This is a genomic window from Paenibacillus sp. 2TAB26 (genome assembly GCF_052115145.1).
Lineage (GTDB): Bacteria > Bacillota > Bacilli > Paenibacillales > Paenibacillaceae > Pristimantibacillus.
Window position 1 is genome coordinate 51,144 of sequence record NZ_JBFRGC010000026.1, and the last position, 23,540, is coordinate 74,683.

At 45.0% G+C, this 23,540-nt stretch carries 18 protein-coding genes and 1 pseudogene; 17 read left to right on the plus strand and 2 right to left on the minus strand.

Features of this window, described 5'->3' with window-relative positions; translation table 11 throughout:
• Positions 1-372: 372 nt before the first annotated feature.
• Positions 373-822, minus strand: a pseudogene (locus AB4Z50_RS26765) (transposase); the annotation flags it as partial.
• Positions 823-1,115: 293 nt separating this feature from the next.
• Between AB4Z50_RS26765 and AB4Z50_RS26770 the strand changes: the two are divergent.
• The 9 genes from AB4Z50_RS26770 (at position 1,116) to AB4Z50_RS26810 (ending at position 12,621) form a co-directional block, all read left to right on the plus strand.
• Positions 1,116-2,888, plus strand: coding sequence for a cache domain-containing sensor histidine kinase (locus AB4Z50_RS26770; protein WP_441883881.1), 1,773 nt, complete (start codon positions 1,116-1,118; stop codon positions 2,886-2,888).
• Positions 2,866-4,422, plus strand: a complete 1,557-nt coding sequence (locus AB4Z50_RS26775; RefSeq protein ID WP_441883884.1) for a response regulator transcription factor — start codon at positions 2,866-2,868, stop codon at positions 4,420-4,422. The genes AB4Z50_RS26770 and AB4Z50_RS26775 overlap by 23 nt, the downstream gene beginning before the upstream one ends.
• Before the next feature lie 138 nt (positions 4,423-4,560).
• Positions 4,561-5,901 carry an ABC transporter substrate-binding protein gene (locus AB4Z50_RS26780; RefSeq protein ID WP_441883887.1) on the plus strand — a complete coding sequence of 447 codons (1,341 nt, stop codon included), beginning with the start codon at positions 4,561-4,563 and terminating at the stop codon, positions 5,899-5,901.
• 171 nt (positions 5,902-6,072) lie between these two features.
• Complete coding sequence (locus AB4Z50_RS26785; RefSeq protein WP_441884027.1) at positions 6,073-6,951, plus strand: carbohydrate ABC transporter permease; 879 nt, start codon at positions 6,073-6,075, stop codon at positions 6,949-6,951.
• 24 nt (positions 6,952-6,975) lie between these two features.
• Positions 6,976-7,809, plus strand: coding sequence for a carbohydrate ABC transporter permease (locus AB4Z50_RS26790; RefSeq protein ID WP_441883890.1), 834 nt, complete (start codon positions 6,976-6,978; stop codon positions 7,807-7,809).
• Between the two features lie 754 nt (positions 7,810-8,563).
• The gene (locus AB4Z50_RS26795) at positions 8,564-9,472 is read left to right on the plus strand and encodes an AraC family transcriptional regulator (protein ID WP_441883893.1); all 909 of its coding nucleotides are present in this window, start codon (positions 8,564-8,566) and stop codon (positions 9,470-9,472) included.
• Positions 9,473-9,565: 93 nt separating this feature from the next.
• The gene (locus AB4Z50_RS26800) at positions 9,566-10,564 is read left to right on the plus strand and encodes a phytanoyl-CoA dioxygenase family protein (protein ID WP_441883896.1); all 999 of its coding nucleotides are present in this window, start codon (positions 9,566-9,568) and stop codon (positions 10,562-10,564) included.
• A 232-nt stretch (positions 10,565-10,796) separates the two neighbouring features.
• Entirely contained in the window at positions 10,797-11,018 is a 222-nt protein-coding gene (locus AB4Z50_RS26805; protein ID WP_441883899.1) for a hypothetical protein, read from the plus strand.
• A gap of 997 nt (positions 11,019-12,015) precedes the next feature.
• The gene (locus AB4Z50_RS26810) at positions 12,016-12,621 is read left to right on the plus strand and encodes a DUF1349 domain-containing protein (RefSeq protein ID WP_441883902.1); all 606 of its coding nucleotides are present in this window, start codon (positions 12,016-12,018) and stop codon (positions 12,619-12,621) included.
• Positions 12,622-12,867: 246 nt separating this feature from the next.
• Here AB4Z50_RS26810 and AB4Z50_RS26815 read toward each other — a convergent pair whose 3' ends face one another.
• Entirely contained in the window at positions 12,868-13,077 is a 210-nt protein-coding gene (locus tag AB4Z50_RS26815; RefSeq protein ID WP_441883905.1) for a hypothetical protein, read from the minus strand.
• A 108-nt stretch (positions 13,078-13,185) separates the two neighbouring features.
• Between AB4Z50_RS26815 and AB4Z50_RS26820 the strand changes: the two genes are divergently transcribed.
• The 8 genes from AB4Z50_RS26820 to AB4Z50_RS26855 all read left to right on the plus strand — a co-directional run bounded on the left by AB4Z50_RS26820 (position 13,186) and on the right by AB4Z50_RS26855 (position 23,539).
• On the plus strand, positions 13,186-14,307 hold the full coding sequence (locus AB4Z50_RS26820; RefSeq protein WP_441883908.1) for a GerAB/ArcD/ProY family transporter: 1,122 nt from the start codon (positions 13,186-13,188) through the stop codon (positions 14,305-14,307).
• Complete coding sequence (locus AB4Z50_RS26825) at positions 14,291-15,739, plus strand: spore germination protein (protein ID WP_441883911.1); 1,449 nt, start codon at positions 14,291-14,293, stop codon at positions 15,737-15,739. Before AB4Z50_RS26820 ends, AB4Z50_RS26825 begins: the two co-directional genes overlap by 17 nt.
• Positions 15,736-16,875, plus strand: a complete 1,140-nt coding sequence (locus AB4Z50_RS26830; protein WP_441883914.1) for a Ger(x)C family spore germination protein — start codon at positions 15,736-15,738, stop codon at positions 16,873-16,875. Before AB4Z50_RS26825 ends, AB4Z50_RS26830 begins: the two co-directional genes overlap by 4 nt.
• Positions 16,876-17,405: 530 nt before the next feature.
• On the plus strand, positions 17,406-18,341 hold the full coding sequence (locus tag AB4Z50_RS26835) for a poly(ethylene terephthalate) hydrolase family protein (protein ID WP_441883917.1): 936 nt from the start codon (positions 17,406-17,408) through the stop codon (positions 18,339-18,341).
• Positions 18,329-19,534, plus strand: a complete 1,206-nt coding sequence (locus AB4Z50_RS26840) for a pectin acetylesterase-family hydrolase (RefSeq protein WP_441883920.1) — start codon at positions 18,329-18,331, stop codon at positions 19,532-19,534. The genes AB4Z50_RS26835 and AB4Z50_RS26840 overlap by 13 nt, the downstream gene beginning before the upstream one ends.
• Positions 19,535-19,545: 11 nt before the next feature.
• A complete protein-coding gene (locus AB4Z50_RS26845; protein ID WP_441883923.1) occupies positions 19,546-20,175 on the plus strand; it encodes a TetR/AcrR family transcriptional regulator in 630 nt (209 codons plus the stop codon).
• On the plus strand, positions 20,160-21,938 hold the full coding sequence (locus tag AB4Z50_RS26850; protein WP_441883926.1) for a histidine kinase: 1,779 nt from the start codon (positions 20,160-20,162) through the stop codon (positions 21,936-21,938). Before AB4Z50_RS26845 ends, AB4Z50_RS26850 begins: the two co-directional genes overlap by 16 nt.
• A gap of 2 nt (positions 21,939-21,940) precedes the next feature.
• Positions 21,941-23,539 carry a response regulator transcription factor gene (locus AB4Z50_RS26855; RefSeq protein ID WP_441884030.1) on the plus strand — a complete coding sequence of 533 codons (1,599 nt, stop codon included), beginning with the start codon at positions 21,941-21,943 and terminating at the stop codon, positions 23,537-23,539.
• The last annotated feature ends 1 nt before the right edge of the window (position 23,540 follow it).

Below are 23,540 nucleotides of genomic sequence, written 5' to 3' on the forward strand. Positions count from 1 at the left end.
TTCAATTATCGGGTAACGATAGTTGAAAAACACACATGTATGAGCAGTCACTACATTGGCATGCTCATTTTATTAAGCTAACGGGTACGATAGTGGAGGAACATGCTTCGCCCTTCGGGGCGTTTTTTTGAAAAAAACCTCATTATTCCTATACAAGGACGTAATAAATTAATCACCGCTATTTCCCCCCCCATTTGAGAGGTGTTTCTGTAACTTTTTGGGAATTATTTTTCTCAATTATGAGTTCTGTCATTATTCTTTTGTCCAGAGGTTATAATCCAATTTCAAATGCGATTGCCAGTTCGTTAAGAAGATCATCAAAACTGCCATATTTATTATTGGTTTTCGGTATCGGTATCTTTTATCAGAGCAGGGGGCCATATCGCCGTCATTAACATGATCCGGTGTAATCGATAGCGCCATAGGTAGCTCTCTTGTGGTATCAACGGCAAGATGAAGCTTGTAGCCGAACCACTCGACTTTGTTGCGGAAGGAGTCGAACTTCGCACCCCAGTTGGCATTTCCAGTCAGTTCTAATTTGCGTTTCGGTTGCTACTTCTCATAGCTATGAATCGCTGCACTATCGACAGCCATGTGACTCCCATCGATGACTCCTTCTTGCATACAGCGTGTGACAAGATCATTAAATAGGCGCTTAGCAAGTTCTTGATTTGTCTTCTCGGCGAAGATACGGATTAATGTCGCTACCGAAGGAGCTTCCCGATCAAGCCGAAGGCTGCAATGGTAACGGAAGCGAAGATCCACATTCAAACGGCGATGCAGGCCGGTAAATGTATCGATGTTCTCAAGCGGTGCTTGCAGTTTGTTAAAGAATAATAGGCTTTCTTGGAGAATATACAAGTGACTTCACTTGCTTGGCTCGTTTTCGGGTGTGTTACTTGAAAACTTCTCCAAGTCAGGGTGAAGTTTCTTTGTTATGCTCAGAAAACCTTATGGTTCGAGGGCATTGATTATTAAAAAATGCACCTTCATAAAAAAAGAGAAAGAGTTGAAGATAATCTTTTTTTTTTTAATATGAACTATTGTAAGCGCTGTTATAGTTTGAGTAATATAGAGTTCAGCAAACTAATGTTGAATATAAAGGAGGAACGACCATGCGCTTCCGTCATTTTCATTCCATTGTAGTCCAACTCTTTTTGTTCTGCTTTATCGGCATGACGCTTCCCGTTCTGGTCATGGGTTTTTTGTCTTATCATAAATCGTCCTCTATCGTAGAGGAACAAGTCAGTAAGGTAGCCTCGCTTACTATTACACAGGTGAGTGACAAGCTGAACCTTTATTTCAAAAAGCTTGATGATTCGTCCATGATGGTGTTAAACAGTAAGGTCATCCACAATATTTTGAAGGAACAATCGAAAGAGAAGTTGTATGAAACCACGCTCAAGATTCAAGATGGACAAGATATCCTAACATCCATCATGATTAATTCGTCAGAAATCCTCGATATCTATATATTCGATGTGAACCGCAACAATTCGGTATTAAGCTCGGACTCCTTGGTGTCTCTGGATCAATGGGATTCCGACTGGTATAAAGCGATATTGGAAGCAAACGGTAATAGCGTTTGGTTCGGACTCTCTCAAAACTCTTATTTAAAAAAAACGGAAATGGGGTTTCCTGTATTCGGCCTTGGCCGCGCCATACGAAGCTGGGAAACCGGCGACATTATCGGCGTGATGTTTTTTGAGATTATGGGCGAGGTTCTGATCGATGAGCTTGACCGCGTTCAATTTGGGGATACGGGTTACATCTACGTCACAAATGACAAGAACCGTTATTTCTATCATCCGGATTCCAAGCAGTATGGGAAAGAGTCCAAGCTCATCCTTCCTTCGCAAGCGACGGAATATAACAAAGACAACAAAAGCACGCTGGTGATTCCTGAACGCCTGTATAACGGCTGGGATGTGGTTGGGGTTGTACCTCTCGAGGAACTGACAGCCGATTCGGCCAGTATCCGGAAATTCACGATGTGGATTGCACTTTGCTGCATCCTTTCTGCAATGGGCATGGGGTATTTCGTTACCCGTAAAATCGGTAATCCGTTAGTTAATCTGAGCCGATTGATGCGTAAAGGCGAGAACGGCGACCTGAGCGTCCGGAGCAAGAGCGTCGGCCGGAACGAGATTGGGCAGCTGGGCCGCAGCTTTAATAAAATGATCAAACAGATCGATCTGTTAATCGCCCGAATCGCCAAGGAGGAATCGGAGAAAAAAAAGGCGGAGGTACGAGCGCTCCGCTATCAAATTAACCCTCACTTTCTTTATAATACGCTGAACTCGATTAGGTGGATGGCTAAATTGAACCGGACCAATGATGTAGATAACGCCGTCACTACGCTGGTTCAAATATTGGAAGGCAGTCTTGAACGGAATGGCGTTTTCATTCCACTCGGGGAGGAGCTTGAACTGCTCCAGAAATATATGATCATTCAGGAATACCGCTATGATAACAAAATCAGTTTAAATATCCATTGCCGGGAGGAGCTCAAAAAAATACAAATTCCCCGAATGCTGCTTCAGCCCATCGTCGAAAACGCCATTTTCCATGGGATCGCTCCAAAGGATGCAGATGGATCAATTGATATCGAAGTCGAACAAAACGGGAAAAATATCGTGGTCAAAATAACCGACGACGGTATCGGAATAGATGAAGGAAGGCTTCATCAACTGCAGATGAACGATAAAGAGCGCAGCAATAAAGGGATGACCAATATCGGGCTGAATCATGTTCATCAGACCATCCAGTTATATTACGGAAATACATACGGTCTCAGCATCTCAAGTATCAAAAACGAAGGGACCCGGGTGCTTATTACGATTGCTGATTCAAAGGAGGAAACTTATGTACAGAGTGCTATTGGTTGATGACGAGAAGATAGCGCGAATCGGGCTTCGTACCACTTTTGATTGGGAGAGACACGGATTTACATTGGTTGGTGAAGCGTCAAACGGGCAAAACGCAATGAAATGGATTCAGAATCAAGAGATTGATATATTGATCACCGACATTGCTATGCCTGTGATGGATGGACTCGAGCTCACGCGCAAGACTAAAGAATTATGTCCTTGGGTCAAGGTGTTGCTGCTCAGCTGTCATAATGATTTCGAATATGTGCGGGAAGGAATCCGGTTAGGGGCCAGCGATTACATCTTGAAGCCGACACTTAATTCGGATTCACTCATAACGGTTCTGAATCAAATGAAAAAAAAGCTTCAGGAAGAAAGCGAGAACAGACAAATCGTTCAGCAGTTTGAAGACCAACAGCTCGCTAATAAGCTGAAAATGCTGGAGAAGACATTCTGCAAAGCGCTATGCGGTGACTTGGCTGCTATCGAACGAATAAAGACAGAATGCCCGGAAGAAAGCTACCGTATTGCCGCATTGGGGATCAACGTATTTGGCAAAACGGATGCTGAAAGGAATGATCTCCTAACGGAGCTGGGAGAAGTGCTCAAACAGGTACTCTATCAAGCATTTGGTTCCTATGTGTCGGTCATGCTTCGTCCGGACTTGCTTTTGGCTGCTCTTCCTGTACACCCAAACATGCATGCCACGTTTTATGAGCTTATCGAGCAGTTTTCGCAGCATACCGAGTCGCACCTACTGCAAGTATCCATAGGACTCAGCGTCGTTTATGAGAATTATCTTGAACTTCAGAATGCCTCCATGGAGGCGAAAAAAATGCTAGCGGTCGGTTTCTTCCTCGGACCGTGTCGCTTGATTGCTGCTGAGGAGCAAACGGATTCCATTTCGGCATCGCCCTATCCTTTTGCGACAGCCTTACACGATCTCAAAGAGTCGTTAACGATGGGCTTTCATTCCAGATCAGAACAAATAATAAATGAAATCATGAAGCATTGGTTACCGCAATATCGATCGAAAGAGGAAGTGCTGCAGGAGGCAGAGGAATTGCTTAGCCTGTTTGCCATATTCAAAGACGCAGATTCTTCCATCATCCGGAAAATCCGGGAGCTTGGCAGGCTGTGTTATGTCACTGAGGTCATTCAACATGTAAAAGATGGCTACCAAACAATCGTGGGCGGTGAAGACTCTCCGCGGCCGGATAAAACATTGCACCAAAGGATCGTAATGGAGGCCGCTGACTATATCAAGAGCCATTATAGGGAATCGATCTCCCTGCAGGAAGTGGCTGATGCGGTAAATGTTAGCAGGAATTATTTCAGCGAAATGTTCAAACGTGTAACAGGAGAGAACTTCATCGACCACCTGATCGCCTTGCGCGTAAAGAAAGCGAAAGAGCTGCTGCAAGGATCATCGCTCAAGGTGTATGAGGTAGCCGAGCAGTCTGGTTTTAACGACGTAAAATATTTTAGCAAGCAATTTAAAAAGATCGTAGGTGTATCTCCAGCCGAATTTCAAGGTTTGTTGCGAAAATAAAATCATGCTAATTGCGGAAAACAAGACACTCTTTCGGAACATAAACCGTTCAAACCCGCTTTGACAATGAACTATAATTAAAGCGCTTACAAAATATTTTTGAATGAAAATTAGATATCTTGAGGGAGGAAAAAGAGAATGAATAAGCTCAAATGGTCTCTACTCATCATGATTATTGCTGTGACTGCTTTGATTCAAGCCTGCGGTACGAGCGGTGGTGGCAACAACGGGGTGTCTAATGGAGAAGAAGCCGGAACAAACAGTCCAAAAGAGGGGAAAGTGAAAATCAAGTGGGCTACATGGGGAAATCCGGGAGAATTAACAAGGTTTCAAGATTTCACAAACGATTTTAATAAGAAGCATCCTGAAATTGAAGCAGAGTTAATCCCGATCCCGGGTGAGTACGATCAAAAAATCTTAACACAATTGAGTGGCGGAACGGCCCCAGACATTTTCTATGCCGGTGACGCTTTTATTGTTAAATTGATTGAAAACGGCAGCATCGAGGAACTCACACCGTTAATGGATGATGCAAGAAGCGCAGTTAAGAAGGAGGATTTCTTTCCTGGCCTATGGGGAGCCGCTGAGCGCGATGGTAAAATATACGGGGCCACGGTAGACAATAACCCGATGGTGCTTTGGTATAACAAGAAGGTGTTAAAGGACGCAGGCATTACTGAAATGCCCGCCGATTTGCAGATAAATGGTCAGTGGAACTGGGACGCTTTTAAGGAAATGACCGACAAAATCCGCGAAAGCGGCAAATATGGTTACGTACTTGATAATGCATGGAACAGTACTCACAGTTGGGTAACCTCTAACGGCGGAAAGGTTTATGACGACAATGGCAAATATATCGGCTACACGGATCCGAAAGCGGTCGAAGCATTCCGATTCTTATATGATAACGTCAAGAGTAAAAACATTACATTTGCCGGTACGCTTCCAAAAGGACAAGGCGGCGATGCGATGTTTATGTCCAATCAGGTTGGCTTTGTTGGCGCAGGGCGCTGGTACCTGCCGCTGTTCAAGAAAAACGATAGCCTCGAGTACGATATCGTCACCTGGCCGACAAATACCGGCAATAAAATCGAGCCTGCAGGTATCCCGACAGCCTATATGGTACTGAATAAGACTACCAAGCATAAAGAGGCGGCGTACACCTTCTTGTCGGAATTCGTCAATAAGGAAGGTCAAACCTATCGTCTTCAAGGAGGTGGCAATGCCGTTCCTTCGGTATCGGGAGCAGATGAAGTAGTGCTTGAAGGGAACCTTCCCGAGCATGCACAGTTTTTCCTGGATGCCCGTGAAATCGGCTATGCATTAACCCCGTTTGAAGCGGGTATTCCCGGTCTAAGTAATGATATTAATTCCCGTTTTGAGGCGCTATGGCTGAAAAATGAGGATTTGGATACAGCAATGAAGGAAATCGAGGAATTGGCGAACAAGAAGATTGAGGAATACAAAGGAAAAAAATAAGCAAGCAGCAGTCCTTTCACAAGGGAATGGAAGGGGCCTTTCGAACATTCGGAAATCCCTTCCTTCTTACTATAATAGAGGAAGGGTGGCGTGGCGAACATGGATATGAAAACGGCCGTTAATAATGGGCCCTCTCCGTCAATAGACCAAACAGATACGAAACGTCATTTCATGAGGACGAAGACGGTGGACAGCCTTTGGGGATATTTTTTCATCTTTCCGCAAATGGTCGGTTTGGTTATCTTTTCGTTGATTCCGCTTATATTGGCTTTCGCCATCAGTCTAATGAGCTGGGACGGCTTCGGTGAACGGACCTTTGTCGGACTGGACAATTTCTTGGGGCAGTTTAAAGATCCCGACTTCAGGATCGCGCTTGTTAACACGCTGTATTATACCGTTCTCACCGTACCGACCGGCATCATTCTGGCGATGCTTGTTGCTATTGGCTTAAATAAAGTAAAAGGAAAGATCCTTTACCGGCTCATTTATTTTATGCCTAACATTACGATGTCCGTAGCTGTAGCAGTCGTTTTCATGTGGCTCTTTAACGCGGATTTCGGGTTGATTAATTTATACTTAAAAGATTGGTTCGGCATTGAAGGTCCCCGTTGGCTGACAGACACGCGGTTCGTGATGCCTTCCATTGCGCTGCTTAGCATATGGATGGGACTTGGAGGCAGTATGGTGCTTTTCCTTGCCGGATTACAGGGAATATCCGCGACATATTACGAGGCTGCACAAATTGACGGCGCCAGCAAATGGCAGCAGCTGCGGCATATTACGGTTCCTTTGTTGTCATCGACTACATTTTTTGTCACCATCATGTCCGTGATCGGATCTTTCCAGGTGTTTGATCAATCCTTTGTCATGACCTCGGGTGGACCGGCAAAAGCCAGTTATACACTTGTATACCACATTTATGACTCGGCATTTGTTGATTTTACCTTCGGTACAAGCACATCGGCCGCTGTCACGCTGTTTGCGATGATTTTGACGCTGACCTTGCTGCAGATGAAAATATCCAAACGTTGGGTTCATTACGAAGAATAAGGATGACCGGGAAGGAGAAAACTCATGAATTCGAAAAAGCTTCAACCCTCTACGATGGTGCTTCATGTCGTGCTGATCATTGGGGCCTGCATCATGGGGCTGCCTTTCCTATGGATGATACTCAGTGCGCTAAAAGATTTGTCCCAAGTGTTCGTCGTTCCGCCTAAATGGATTCCAGAACCGTTCGTATGGTCCAATTTCAAAACTTCGTTGACGGCCTTGCCATTCGGGCGAGCTTACTTTAACAGCTTCTATATTAATGTCATCGTCGTATTCGCGCAGCTGATAACATGCTCGATGGCTGCATACGCTTTCGCCAAAATCCGGTTCCCATTCCGGGAACCGCTGTTCATATTGTTTCTGGCAACGATGATGGTGCCCGGACAAGTGACAATCATCCCGCTGTACTTGATGATGAAAAATTTCGGTTGGCTCGATACGCATCAGTCGATCATCGTGCCTGCTGCCTTATTAAATGCCTTTGGCGTTTTTCTGCTTCGCCAATTTTTTAGAGGCATCCCGAAGGAAATGGAAGAAGCAGCCATTGTGGATGGTGCCAATCGCTTTACGATCTATACGCGCATCATGCTTCCGCTTGTCAAGCCTGCACTTTCAGCACTCGGYATATTCACGTTTCTGGGCATGTGGAACAATTTCTTTTATCCGCTTATCTTTCTCAACAGCCCGGAGCAATTTACGGTACCTATGATGCTGAATCTATACCGCGGCATGTATGCGACGGACTGGACGCTGATGATGGCTGGTGCTTCAATCGCTCTGCTCCCGGTATTGGTCGTTTACATGATCGGACAGCGTTATATTATTGAAGGGGTAACACTGTCCGGCATAAAAGGATAAACCGATCATAAAAAAACGGGTTGAGACCTAAGAGACCTCTATCCGTTTCCTTATCGTACAGCGATGCCCGCGAACCCTGTATTATAGAATTATGTGTTATTAGCAGCTTTTATTTTTTTTGGATCTTCTGCAGAACGCATCGAAATGTACTTCCGGCTGATAACTTCAACTTCTTTACGAATTGCCAAGCCTTTTTTTCGCTTTTTATGCTTCGCATAAGCATTATAAGTTGCTTCAGCTTCATCGTGGCCAAACAGGTTGTGGTATTCCGTATGCAGTTACTTCTCTCCGTTATCTATTACGTTGACGAACCTATAATTCTTAGTATTTTTATATATTGTTACACAACATATGTGGGCATCCGTTTCTTAGGAACGATGATGTCCATTTTTTTGTGTCGATGAAGTTGAGTGGAGTGAAAGATATGGCTTCGTTTTTCCATACATACTGTCCGGAGGGGATCAGCAGCAAGTAACGACTGAATTTATGTGATGATTCGAAGGAGGCATTCATACCTCTGACTGAATTTTTACCACGTCCAGCTCAACAGGATCAGGGAGAGTATCAGTTATATAATGTGTGAAAACCACAAATGAAACTGGTAGCGATATAACTGCAGGGTATGGTGCATCGATCGTGCGTAAGGTATTTTTCTTTTTTAGCATTAGACTATTTATATGATATCTTCAAGCGAAGGGACAAATAAAATAATTCCTTTGACTGTACATATTAGATAGAGAGGGAGTTGATGAATATGAGTGAACAAGAGCAAGAGACCTTTCAATTGCCCTTAGTCCATAACGCAGGAGACTTTGTCATTCAAGCTGGGTTTGTGCTCGGGCCCAGGCAAATTGACGATTTCGAATTAGTCTACTTTCCCGATGGTACCCAAACGGAATATGAGATAGGCGGAAGCCTATTTGTTCTTAAAGAGCCATGCTTCATATTCACACGCCCAGGTGACTGGCATACCTACCGGTTCGCGCCGGAAAAAAACGTACGGCATTTGTTTGTGCATTTTGATTATGCTTCACTGCGGAATGCGGACGAACGATTCGTGGCCTTGCTCCGAGAAGGGCATATGTTCCTGGCAGGGCGCCATATGCTCGTAACTGGCTTAATGGAGAAAATACTTTGGATTGCGAATCACCAGCCTGCGTATTGGCGGAGAAGGCTTGCCGTTTTGATTTCCGCCTCTCTAGAAGAACTATCGTCCTTTTCCTCACAAGTTGCGGAAGGGGAAGCCATTCCCTTGCCTATTCCTGTTCAACACGCGATTACCTATATGGAAGAGTATTTGACCGATCCTGTAAAGATTGAAGAAATCGCAGCGATATCGGGCTGGTCACATGAATACTTCACACGAATGTTTGTCGCTACCACGGGCATGTCCCCCAAACGGATGCTGCTCGAATTACGGTTTAGGCGTGCTGAGATACTGATGATGAGGGGCACCGGCACGGTAAAACAGATTGCCTATTCGGTAGGCTTCGGTGATGAACACCATTTCTCAAAAATGTATAAAAAAGTTCGTGGAATAACGGCATCGGATTACATAAAAAGGTGCCAGGATCCCTTATTTCGCCACACGGTATCCGTATTGGACCCGTACACTCCTTATCCTTTAAATCGAAATATTTTGGTGAATTCCTTGGTCAAATAAACACATCATTTGCCGGTTTTAGACTATGGAGAGTGCTGCCTCATCACGCTAAAATTAGGGGGTAGGCATATAAATCGAGGGAGTGAACTGGTTATGGGGAAGTTTTATATACCTAAATCACGTGCGAGGGATAACCGCTATTTAGTAAGCGTGAAGGATTATTCCCACTATCACAGAGAAGGCTATTTAATTGTCAGAAACTTATTGTCAAAAGAAGACATCGACGAGCTATATGAATTAGCAGAGCAATCAAGGCTTAATAGCCTTCAGCTGGATAATCAGGCAGATCGTGATAGTAAGGACCCTCTCAAGGAGGAATTTGCAAAGGCGACACGAATTCACATGATGTCTCGTTTCAGCGGAGCAGCGGAGAGGGGCATGCTTAACCCTCGAATAGTTGATGTTACTGAGGCATTGGTCGGGCCGGATGTATACGCCCTTCAGTCCATGCTTTTCTTAAATCCTCCTGGAAAAGGCGGTCAAGGCTGGCATCAGGATGCATGCTATATTAAGACGCATCCAGATACGATAATCGGAGCGTGGATCGCCTTAGAGGATGCAGATGAAGAAAATGGCTGCTTATGGGTTGTACCCGGTTCGAACCACGAACCCATATATCCTCCTGATGGTGTTGGAGGAGGAAATGTGCACGCGGTGGATGCATTCGAGGATTTGAATGGTGTGCAGAATGTGAGCCATTTGGACGATAATGTGAATACGCTATCTAAGGTTGTCGCAAACTATCCTCCTGCCATACCCGTTCGGCTAAGTCCTGGAGATGTTTTATTTTTCCATTCGCATCTACTTCATCGCTCCTACCCGAATCGTACCCAGGATCGCTACCGTCGCTCATTCGTTTGCCATTATTGCAATGCACGTTCTTGGGTTCCATGGGACCATGACGGATTCGAAGGTCATTCAGGGAATTACCGTCAAATTCTCGTCCGCGGAAACACAAACCTCCCTTATGCTGAGCCAGCATTTGGAACTGAGGTTTATTTGGCAGACGGAGAAGAAGAATCGAGCAGCGTTACAATGATGGGGATGGATAATGGTATGATGATGCCAATTGGAACGGAAAAAGGCGAATAAGAAGTATTGATATTTGGATTGTTTCCAACCATATTGAAATAAATAAAATACAGTCGCCTCAAGCGGGTTCATAGCTTGGGGCGACTGCTCTGTGTAAACATCTATACATATCAAACCTTTTCTGTCTATTGGGCATGAAAGAAGCATATCGCTTTCATTATATAAATTCCAACTGCCCAATTCGACTGTTCGTAACAGCAGCTTACACAATAATGGAGATGATGGCATCGCTGTGTGGACGAGTAAAGCCAATGGCGCGTCAGCAGTGTCACACCACACCATTGAGAACAACTGGCGTGCAGCAGCCGTTGCATTCTTTGGAGGAGGACACAAGTCAACAAATAATGCTATCAGCGACACTGTAGACGGTAACGGTATCAGAATGAATACCGTGTTCCCTGATTACCCACTTTCAGAACAATACTGGCATTCTCTTACCGGATACGATTATTAGTAGTGGCATAAGTAACATCAATGGTACTGGGCTTGACGGAACATTAACCTCACGATTCACATTGCCGCATAAAGGAGCAGCTATTTACACTTATACCGGCAATGGGTATGCAACGTTTAACAATCTGACAACGAGTAATTTGCTAATCCTAACGTGAATTACATTCAAAATAACTTTGGATTAATCATTCAATAAAAATGGCATTCGAAGGGACAACAAGAAACAGGTTTATTACCATCTTAAGTTAATCAGAAATGGATAGAGCAGTGGATTCGTGTGGTTCTGTTTGGAATTGTTTTTTCTATAATACGTTCTATCATGTTACGTTTATCTCGTCGCGGATTCAAGTACAGGGGAATGTTATGCTTAGCTAAACAACATCTACTTTTTTCATAGCTGTAGTTAAAGTAGAGAATGGACATTCACCTGGTTGAGCAATCATGAATTGCTGAAGGACTTTTCTTGATGTCACGTCGATACCAGATACGTGTCCGTCATAACTGGTTTAGTTTGGTTTATAGCGGTAGAGCAGAGAATGATCCAAAAGAGCAGTATCGCTTATCCTTGATGTATACAGATACAAATAAACCTACAGTCAATTCAAATGATGTAATGCTCCTCAGGAGTCTATCATCGGCGATATATATGATAATGACAATTGTTAAAAATGGAAAAAGTTTGATATAATTGCAAAGAGAGATTGGCCACATTATTATAATCAACACAGATATCAGTTGGGACTTCCTACCTCGATGAATCGTTTGGTTCCATCTCAAAAATGTTCAAATGTAATCATTAACTCTTACTAGTGAATTATTGGGATAATTAAAAACGGTATAATTTACTTGTCAAACATGTCGGTTTTCTTGTTTGAAGGAGATTGATTAGGTTAATTTATCGTTGTATCAGCATAAAATGGTACTATTGTATTTAAGCAATCAGCTACTTTAAACTAGTAATTTGCATCATACTTTATCGAAACAAAGGAGAATCTCCAATGGGAAATTCAATATTTGACAATTTTAAGTGGATTAATGAAAGCAAGGCAACCTATGAAAATGACAAACTGATTATTGAAGCCCCTGCAGAAAGTGATTTCTTCTGTAATAATGGTGCCGTTTCCGAAACAGGAATTACACCGGAAAATCTTTGCAATGCACCATTTTATTACAAAGAAGTTACAGGCGATTTTGTGATGCGTGTTCAGGTTTCTCATGATTTCAGGGATACTTACGATGCGGCGACAATTATGGTTATGCAAGATCTCCAGGTGTGGGCTAAAGCATGCTTCGAACAGACAGATTTTGGTACACATGCTGTAGTAAGTGTTGTCACGAATCATCATTCGGATGACGCTAACGGGTGTAACATTAAAGGTAATCATGTATGGTTACAGGTTGCAAGAGTTGATAACTCATTTTCATTCCATTATTCGTTGGATGGGGTTAAGTTCGATATGATGCGATTCTTTAGCTTACCAGTCGAAAAGACAATTAAGGTGGGACTTGTAGCTCAAGCACCAATAGGAAAAGGTGGAGAACGAGTCTTTCAAAACTTTTCATTGACAAATACAAAGGTTAACAATATTCGGTATGGTGTATAACTTGATTCGAATGTGTTCGTTAACAAATATAAAGAGGTTTTTTCCAACATATAAGAAACTGATTAAGCTGCGATAACCCCAAATAAGTGCGGGATTATCGCAGTTTTTTTTTATTTATAATACACCTGTATTCCTGTGGCGAACTGCCAGAACCCAAGTACTTCTTAATATCTTCATTGGCATTATTCGTATAGAGAGAGAGGTACAGATAAACTCAGCTGATAGCGAAGAACGCATAAAATCAATTTATTGCGAATCTTCCGATTTCACGACAGGCTGAAGCCGATCAGCAATAAAGAAACATAGCAATACGGGAACCAGCGTAATGGCATTCACGAGTATAAATCCCCATGTTCCAGCAGCTATCCTTTGGTACCAATAGTAGTCAGATAAAAACACATACACCATAACAAGCCAGACGGCTGAAAAAGTAGACACGATGATATAAGCTTTCACAATGATCTCTCACCTCTGAGCTATTATTCCTTATGCGCAACCCAATTATGCCACGAATAAATTACCAATTACAGCGCATAATGAATCAATCGGTAAGGGAGGTTCAATATGGAACGTCGTATCACGACAATAAGCAACTTTCAAATGATGACCTTAATCGTCATTTCAACGATCGGAACCTCAAGTCTTTACGCCCCTGCAACATTTGCCGATTATGCGGAACGAAACTCTTGGTACTTGGCAGTGGCGGGAGGAATAATGGGTCTCATAAATTTGTGCGTTTTTTTGAAGCTCAATCAACTTTACCCGAATAAAAATATCATTTCCATTTGTACGCATCTGCTCGGTTCTTGGATCGGAAGCGTTATGGCCTTTTTATTTATCTGCTATTTTATTGACGTAACGTCTTGGGTTTTACGCGAGTTTTCCCAGTTTTTTATTATCGTATTAAATCCGCTCATTCCGCAGATCTGGTATTTGTCTGCCGGTGCTATCATGTGTGCGTATGCGGCTTATCATGGCCTTGAAGTGTTTGCGCGTGTTTCAGAGATAATATTCTTTGTTACAGTAACCACCTTCTTGTTGATCTACTTGCTGCTGATCAACCAATATCACCCCGAATATTTGCTTCCAATACTGGAAAACGGTCTGGCTCAGCCGCTCAGGGGGCTTTTGCTCTCTATGTCCTGGTTTGGTGATTTGATGTTTATATCAATGGTTCTGCAGCATGTTCGTAAGACGAAGCACACGAATGCTTATGCCATAAGTGCCGTGGGCATTACATTGCTGCTGCTTTTGATGTCGATCTTATCGTGCACGATGCTGTTTGGCGGCAAGACGACGGCAACCTTTACTTACCCGAGCATTAGTCTCATTCAAAATATAAAGCTGTTCAGCAACATAGAACGGTTTGATGCCGCGCTCGTTGTTGTTTGGGTGATGAGCTCGTTTATCAAAATAACGGTATACTTCTGGTCCGCGAACCAGGGTCTATCACAATTGCTGCGGCTCCGCAAGCCTCACATGTTCATTATTCCGCTGGCCATTGGTTTTGTTATCGTCTCCAAGTTCAAAGTATGGGGATTAATCGAGCTATCTGCCTTTTATGACAGCCAGGCTTGGTATTTTGTTATGTTTCAGCTATTCATTCCAGCCGTGCTGCTGTTTATTGCTTTGATCAAAGAGAATATGAAAAAAAAAGCAGGTGAATGCTGTGGGCAACAACAGTAACAACAAAACAAAGCTCACGAGCAACGTTTGCGATAACAAACGATTGCTAAAGGAATACATGCAAGCGACGGATGATCTGGTTATGGTTCATTCCACCTTTAGCGAGGGCCAGTCTGCTACGGTATGTTATCTAAATGAAATGACAGATACGAGGAAGCTTGATCTTATGCTGATTCGATATAAAGAAGATGAAAACTTGCTGACTGCTTTCCGAATGGACGAGAAGGTCTACACCATCGAGGATGCCGCGGACTCTCTTTCGGCTGGCCTATCGGTACTGCTTTTTGATGAAAAAGAATATGCGATATCCATCAATACGCTCGGAATCCAACTACGAAGCGTGGATGAACCGGTAACTGAAGCGGTAGTGAAAGGTCCAAGAAGTGGATTTACGGAGTCCTTGACCAATAATCTAGCTTTGATCCGTTATCATTTTCCGTCTCCCATCTTAAAGGTTGAATACCGCAAGGTAGGTCACTTGAGTAAAACAAACCTCATCATTCTGTCAGTTGGAGGAATAACGAATCCGGAAATTTTAAAGGAAGTCCACTTAAGAATCAGTGAAATTCCAGCGGATACGATACTGGAAGGCAACTACGTGGAGGAGTGGATCACCGATAACCGCGGGACCTTATTTCCGTTAATTGAATCGACAGAGAGGCCCGATCGAGTTATCGGGGCATTGCTTGACGGCAGAATTGCGGTCATTGTGCAAGGAACGCCTTTTGTAATGCTTCTGCCGTTCGTTTTTTTGCAAGCATTCCAAGTGAGCGAGGACTACGCCTGGAACTACTATATCGGCTCTGTGATGCGTCTAATTCGATTTTTCAGCGCAATGATCGGCATGCTGCTTCCTGCTTTTTACGTAGCTACGGTTACATTTCACCATGAGCTGGTACCGACGACTTTACTGCAGAGCATCGCATCGGCGAAAGAGCCTGTTCCTTTTCCGGCGGTGGTGGAAAGCTTCATGATGATGATCGCTTTCGAAATTATGCGCGAAGCGGGCATCCGCATGCCGAAGCAGGTCGGACAAGCTGTCAGCATCGTAGGCGCCCTCATATTGGGGCAAGCTGCCGTAGCAGCTGGAATCGTATCCCCCATTATGGTTATCGTCGCTGCTCTAACCGGAATTTGCACGTTTACGCTGCCTCCTACCGCTATTAACTATGTCATACGTATGCTTCAGTTCGGAATGACGCTGCTTGCTTCCTTATTAGGATATGTCGGAGTGATGGTTGGGATCATTATGCTCTTGACGTACCTCGCTTCGCTTCGCTCTTTCGGCATTCCTTATTTGGGACCTGCTTCACCATTTAAGTTCGAAGAATTAACGGACATTATCGTTCGTAGGCCGCATTCAATGAACAATAAACGGCCCGGATTGTTTCGTTCGATTCAAAACAGGCGATTCTCAGGTAAGCAAAGATGAAAGCAAGAAAATGGTTTGCTGTCGCGGTAATTGTTGTTTGCTTTATTAATACCGGCTGCAAGGGCAGTATGGAGCTTAACGAACTCCATATTGTACATTCCATTGCCATTGACAAAGGAGAGAACGGAGCGGTTAGATTAACGGCTGAAATTGCGAGGCTGACGACTGGCGGACAACAGCCGAAGGGGATGCAGGAGCGAACGTTTTTTTTATCCACGGAGGGTAGAAGCTTATTCGAGGCCGCCCGTCTCATGAGATCGAAATCGGACCGAACGCTGCTTTGGGGCCACACGTCTGCCATTATATTTAGTGCGGACCTAGCTAGGAGCGGAATTGATAAGATGTTAGAGGATATCCGGCGGTTAAGACAATTTCGGAATTCAACTTTAGTGTACGTAAAGGAAGGTACTGCTTTTGAAGCGTTAAAAGTATCTATGCCAAACGTATCCATCTCTTCTCAAGCACTAAAGGGTTTATCCGAGGGAGGGAACACGACGGCCTTAACCCAAAAAACTACTTTCATTGATGTCTATCAAGAATTAATTAACCAGTACAAAGACATAAGCATTCCGTCGATAGAGATTGTTAGTGACCAGGTAGATAAAAAACTTCAATTGTTACAGACGAAGGGACTTTTTGCTTTTAAAGGCGATCATCTCGTCGGTTTCTTGCATGTACAGGAAACAAAAGGTTTCCTTCGTGCTTCAGGCCAGATGAACGGTTCTTCCGAAACGATAAGGTGCGGGCGAAAGAAGGAGATGCTGACATTTGAAAACATTAATAACCGCAGCGTCATACATCCTATTGTGGATCAGCAGCTCAAAGCAATTGTCAAAATAGAAATTTATGCGGATCTGAATTTAACTAGTCAACAATGCACAGATACGAAGATCGATTCGGAAGAGGTAGCCACTTGGGAGAAAGCGCTAAATGAAAGCATTACCCAAGAGATCGATCGGTTTATTCAATTTTCCAAGAAAAATAAGGTTGATATGCTTGGGATAGGAGAAATGATTCATCGTAAGCAGCCAAAATATTGGCGTAAAATGAAGGATAATTGGAAGGAGTACTATCCGGTAGTGAAATTTGACATACAGGTGCATACGAGAATAGATCATACGAATTTTACTTCTTGAGTCATAAAGGCTGGTAGTCACATTAAGGTGATTCTGGCCTTTTATGCGTTAAAAGCAATGCTAGTTATTCGTTAAAATGATCTATCAGTATACATAGCCTTGTTTTTAAGAGAGCCAATTACATACCTGGAGTAGAAACCGCCAGTAGTTCACCCAAAATCTACCGCCAAGATGAAAGTCAAAGCAAAAGCAAAAAAGCTAACGTCGAGAAGCAACGGTATGGGAAAAAAAGTCCGAGCGATGAGACTGAAACGGTACAAGAAAGAGCTATTGGCGAAGGTCCAATAGCCCTATCCTCTCCAGAACCCTCAACAACGCCACGATCAAAGAATTAGGATTCCTCTCCACACAAAAGCCTTAATGTGCTGCACTTTTCTGCCCTTATTTTCGTCCCTAGCAACTACAATTCGCAACTTCACAAATCCTGCATTGACAGTGGCAGTGTCCTTTATTATACTTTCATTACACACGGTGTGCAGTAAGTAATCTTGGTGTAATGCGAAATGAAAATGAGAGGATGGCAAGCACGGATGATAACATCAGAGAAGCCAGCTTCCCGCCCCTGGGTAAAGTGGATTTTAATTCCGGTCTATCTGCTAATGATGTATCCGCTTAAATTACGAAGGTGGCTTTACCGCTATCAGCCAGAACCTGTGGAGCAGCGTTATGGCGAACCAGGGCCGCATCGTAGCAGAAGTGTGGTAATTAAGGAAGAGGATGGGAATCCGCAATACAAAATCTATTGCCCGGAGGAGATGGACGAAGCTTGTCCTGTTATTGTTTGGGGCAATGGCTCGGATGCTCAGCCTGAGAATTATGATGCGCTGCTGCTTCATTTGGCGACGTGGGGCTTTGTTGTCATCGACAGCTATTGCCGTCATACGGGCACAGGCCGAGAAGTTGCAGATACGGTCCGTTATGCCCTGCAGGAGAATGCTGATCCTGCGAGCCTCTTTTATCGCAAACTGCTGATAGACCGCATTGGTGCAGTGGGTCATTCCCAAGGCGCGACAGGGGTCCTGAATGCAGGGAATTATCTGGATGAGCCGCTTCAGACGGTGGTTACAATTGCGCTGCCTGCTCCGATGTGGTGTGAACCCAAGGATGTTTATGAGATTGAAACGCAAACTGCTGCATTATTTTTCATGGCGGGAACGCATGATTTTATGATCTCGCCAAAATTCTCCAATCGGAGTGCCTACGCAGCGGTTCGATCAGGCCAAGCAGCTGTTATGGCGATGACGAGAGCGGCACATCATCTAGAGAGCATGGGGCAGGGCGGCATGCATAGAGGTTATTTGACCGCATGGCTGCGTTATCGGTTGGCTGATGATTCAGATGCAGCGGCAGCTTTTTCTGGAGAGCATCCGGAGCTGTACCGCAATAAAGGCTGGAGCGGTGTCCATTCACAAGGATTGAAGGCTGTTAATTATGAGAGAAGAGGGGAATTAGCATGCAAAGGCTGAAGCGAACATTCTTTTTTATTGTTGCAGTGGCAGTCCTTTCCATTGTCTTTGTCAGCCGTAAGGTTTTCAAAAGACCAAGCCAAAAGAATAGCTTCCGTGATACGAAACCGGGCAAGTGGAACAAGGTAAAGCTTAGCAAGCAGACAATGGCCACGGATGGTTCAACGTTTTGCTTGTATTCTCGCAAAGGCAGCAGCCGAAATTTGATGGTCTATTTCTGCGGGGGCGGGGCCTGCTGGGATGCAGAGACAGCGAAGATCCCGTTGTCCCTGCGTTCTTATCTCAAGTATGGGCAATTTGGCTATTATTTCGCCCGAATTCCGTTCTACATCTTTAATATGCACCGTGGGATCTTCGATCAACGTCCAGACAACCCGTTCTCCGAGTGGAATGTCGTCTTCATTCCTTATGTCTCAGCTGACTTCCATACCGGCAATGCTGCAGTTACTTACAGCGATGAGAAGGGAAAGAAGGTGCGGCATATCCGTCATAATGGCAGGAATAATGTGGAGGAAGCGCTGCAATGGGTGTATGCAAATTTCGACACACCGGATAAGCTTCTGATTACAGGCTCTAGTGCTGGTGGGTTTGGTTCAGCATTCTATGCCAGTGACATTGCGAGCCATTATGCAGATGCAGAAATCTATCATCTCTCTGACAGCTCCTTTCTTGCTTCCGAGCAATGGCCGAGTATTGTAAACAAGCAGTGGAATACTGATTTCACACGCCAGTTCGCATTTCCGATGGAGACAGATATGATTGGAGCGGCGTTCCGCTACAATGCGAAGGCCATGCCTGCTCATGCTGTGCTCATGCATGCTTGTACCATTAATGACAAGGTGCTCACCTCGTTCCAGAACCGTCTTAATGGCAAAGGAGACGATATTGACCCGCAAAGTTTGGAGGCATGGAGCAAACAGTTTCGAGCGGCTACCCGCCAGCTTGACGAACAACTGCCTAATTTTTATTATTTTCTAACAGAATACGGCTATGATAAGGAGAATCACACGACTCCGCATACACTGCTGCCGATGCAAGCCTTCTACGAGGCAGAGGAGGAAGGGCAGAAATTAGTGGCATGGCTGGATAGCATTATTCACAAGCAAGAACGCAGCTCTCGAGGCACACGCTTCCTGCATAACGCTGCAGAAGCGAGCTCCAATGCTGCCGAAGAGCTTAGCACTACAGGATAGGGGAGCACATGATGAAGCTTAGAGAGAAACAACTGCAGCTTACCAGAGAAATGATTAAAGAGGCGGCGCTGGCCGCCTTTTGCGAGAAGGGGATTGAGGGTGCGGATTTGGTACTCGTTGCTACCCGCTCAGGCGCGTCCAGACGTACCTTGTACCATCATTTTAAGGATAAGGAGGAGCTGGCCACTGAAGTGTATGTAGATAATCTGAAGCGCATGTTCGGACGCTTGCTGGTGGAGTTCGATTTTAAATCCCCGCGTGCTTCTATTGAAGCCATTCTCGACAAGTATTTGTGGTTAAGAGAGCACCAGCCAGATCTTCTCTATTATGATTCGCTCTTTAGTGTGTATTACGCCAGTATGGGCAAGAATCCGGCGGAACTGGAGGCATTCAAGGAGCTGATCAGCGAGGAGACACGCCTGTCGATGAGTGCTTTTGCCACTGAGCGCGCAGCCGAAATTCCTAATGATGAGAAGCTGGCTTGGATCGAACGGACGCGAATGATTACACATTTGTACTTCATTTATTTACAAAAGTCTGTCTTGATTTGCCGTCAGAACGGTGACGCAACCAAGGCAGAAGAGCTGGAGCAGAATGCGCGTTATAAGGATTTTTTGCTTAGCCTATGGGAAAGGCAATGAATATACAGCGCAGAAGCAAGCTTCGAAATACGATGCGATTCAAACTCATTGTGGGCGTAGCCGCCATTTTGGTTCCGCTCATTGTGCTGCTCAATTTCAACCAATATTATGCCGCTCAAGTAGTACGTAAGCAAGTCGCTGAGAGCAATCAGAGCTTTATCACCCTCTATATGAATCAAATTGATGGGCTGCTCGATGAAATCGACAGCTTCTTAATTAACATGGTGGCTTCTGACTCGAACCTGCTGCTGCTGGACCGAAGGCAGCCAGAAGCCGAGACGGCACTGCTAAAGGTACAACTGTCCAAGCAGCTATGGAACGAAAACTCCCGTAATGGAGCAGTGGACGGCTTTTTTATTTATAGCACACTAGATGCAAGCTTCATAGAAGCATTCAGTCCACGCCCATCCTATATGGAAAGAGTAGCGGTATCAGGTGAGGTTACCCGTAAGCTGAATGCGTCCCCCACACAGTCTGAGCTTGGGGGGCGTGACTGGCTTGTACGACAGATCGATGGCAGCTATTATATTCTCCGCTTGCTTCAGGCAGCTCCCAACACTTATGTTGGCGCCTGGGTCAAGGCGGACACACTTCTCATTCCGTTTAACCTGATTAATTTAGGCGAGAACGGTTTTTCGCTATTTTCTACAGAAGCTGGAGAGCCTATGCTGCATGCTGAAGTGGTTCGCGAAAAACAAATTGATTTAAGCTTTGCCTCTGGTGGATATAGCTTATCAGGTGGTCCGGAACGTTATCTGACGGTAGGTGAACGATCCCGGCATGGTGGTTTCCGACTGGTTGCGCTTATACCGGAGCAAGATATTTTGAAAGGTTTTTTCAATCTCTGGAGCTGGAATAGGTTTGTCTCTGTGGGTTCAATATTGCTGATTCCCTTGAGTTTGGTGCTGCTTCGCAAGATGATTTTGCTTCCGATCAGAAGACTGCTATCTGCCATGAATCGAATCGGTGAAGGGCATATGCAAGGGATTCCAGAATCTAAAGCCTCAACCGAAGAATTTCGCGTCGTTAACGATCATTTTAACCAAATGCTTTCCCACATTAGAGAGCTGAAAATCCATGTTTATGAGGAACAATTAAGCAAACAGCAGGCGGAGCTTAGGCAGCTGCAGACAACGATTAATCCTCATTTTTATTTAAATTCCCTTAATATGCTGCACAGTTTGGCTGCTGTACGCAATTATGAATTAATCCAGGAGATGTCGCGCTGTCTCTCGGACTATTTCCGTTACATTTTCCGTAGTCATGTGTCACTCGTCTCTCTCGGGGATGAACTGATGCATATGCGCAATTATATACGTATTCAGGAGCTGCGGTTTCCAGATCAGCTGAGCAGTGAAATTGAGGTGCCATCTTATCTGCTGAACCTCGCTATACCCCCGCTTGTGATTCAAACCTTTGTGGAGAATGCCATCAAGCACGCCTTTACGCTGGAAGCGCCATTCCGGCTATCGATTCATGGAAAGCTAGAATCAGATGGTCAGGTGCCTCGCATTCTACTCGTTATTGAAGATACCGGCGAAGGATTCACCCCAGAGCTGCTGCAGCTCTTAAATGAGAAGAGGAACTTGGAGCGGGAGGACGGCAGCAGGCATGGCATCTGGAATGCATGGCGCAGATTGGAGCTATTGTATGGCGGAAAAGCCGACCTTACCTTTCTTAATCTTCATTCAGGCGGGGCTCGAGTCGAAGTTCGCTTACCCATGAAGTCATTCCCGGAAGGAGAGGAGGGCACACCTTGCTGAACGTGCTGATCGTAGATGATGAGATTCATTTTGTGAAAGCGGTTAAAAAAATGGTGGACTGGTTGCAGCTTGGTATTTCCAACGTTTATGTTGCTTACAATCCGACTGCGGCGGAGCGGATTTTTGAGGTACAGGAGATTCATATTCTGCTATGCGATATTGAAATGCCGCAGCGGAGCGGACTAGAGCTGCTGAAGTGGATGCGGGAGAAGGGAATTCGCACCGTTCCTGTGTTGATGACCTGCCATGCGGATTTTCATTACGCCCAAGAAGCTGTACGTCTGGGCTGCTCCAATTATTTGTTGAAGCCGCTGACCAAGGAAGAGCTGGAAGCCGCACTGTGCAAGGCGGCAGACGCTGTGAAGCGCGAGCAAGAACTGGCGGATGCGCAGCGGGTTAAGAACTGGTGGTCTCGGCAGCAGGATATAAATCATGAGCGCTTCTGGCTGGATGTTCTGAATGAAACCATTCCGGCAGTGAGTGAGATTTTTGCAAAGGAAGCGGCGGCAAGGCAAGTATCTCTCCCTGCGGACTCCTTGGTTTTGCCAGTGTTAATGATCATACGTGGTTGGCAGCAGGACTTCCTGGTCAGAGATCGAAAGCTGCTGGAATATGGTCTCAAGAACGCAGGCAAAGAGATGCTGGGAAGGCTTACGTTAGGCAGTGTCGTTGTACCTGCCGGGAATGACGCTTGGTTGCTTATTGTGCCTGTGGAACAGGAACAACTAGAGAACGGACTTGCCATCATGTGTAGCCGCTTGGTTGAGTTTTGTCGTGTACATTTATACTGTGAATTATATTGCTATGGGGGGCGGCCAGTAGAAGGACATGAACTCCCTGCTCTGCTGGCTCAATTACACAATTTAGACAGAGATAATGTGACCGGAATCCATTATGTTGCTCTGAATGAGGCAAAGCGTCTTGCAGCAGCACCTCCAGCTCTGCCAGATATGAGTGGCTGGGCAGCGATGATGAGGCAAGGCGTGAAGGAGAGGCTGCAGGAAGAAGTGAGAGCTTGCATCCATGGACTGCGGGATCAAACGGGAATAGATGGCGATTATTTGCGTGCGCTGAAGGAGAATTTTTTGCAAATGGCCCATGCAGTCCTGCAGCAGCAAGGGGTTCAAGCACATCTCATGTTCTGTGATGAGGAGAGCCTGCGTCTGGCGGAAGCTGCATCCCGCTCGCTTACCGATCTGGAGCGCTGGCTTGCCCATGTCATTATGAAGGCTGTGAATACCACACATCCGTCCTCGATTAGCGATGTGATTGAACGGGCGACACGCTATATTGTATCCAATCTGGATCAGAATCTGTCCAGAGAAACGACAGCGAATCACGTATACTTGCACCCGGACTATTTGACCCGCTTATTTAAAAAAGAGCTGTGCTGTACGATTCCAGAGTATATTTTGCAGGAGAGAATCAAGCTGGCTAGGCAGCTGCTTATTCATTCTGAGCTTCCTGTAAGCGCCGTGGCGATGGCTACGGGCTATTCGAACTTTTCTCATTTTGCAAAGTTGTTCAAGGCTCAGTCAGGCTTAAGCCCAATCGAGTTTCGCCAGCACGGACGAGGTGCCCCCCTTGCAAAGTCGAAATGAC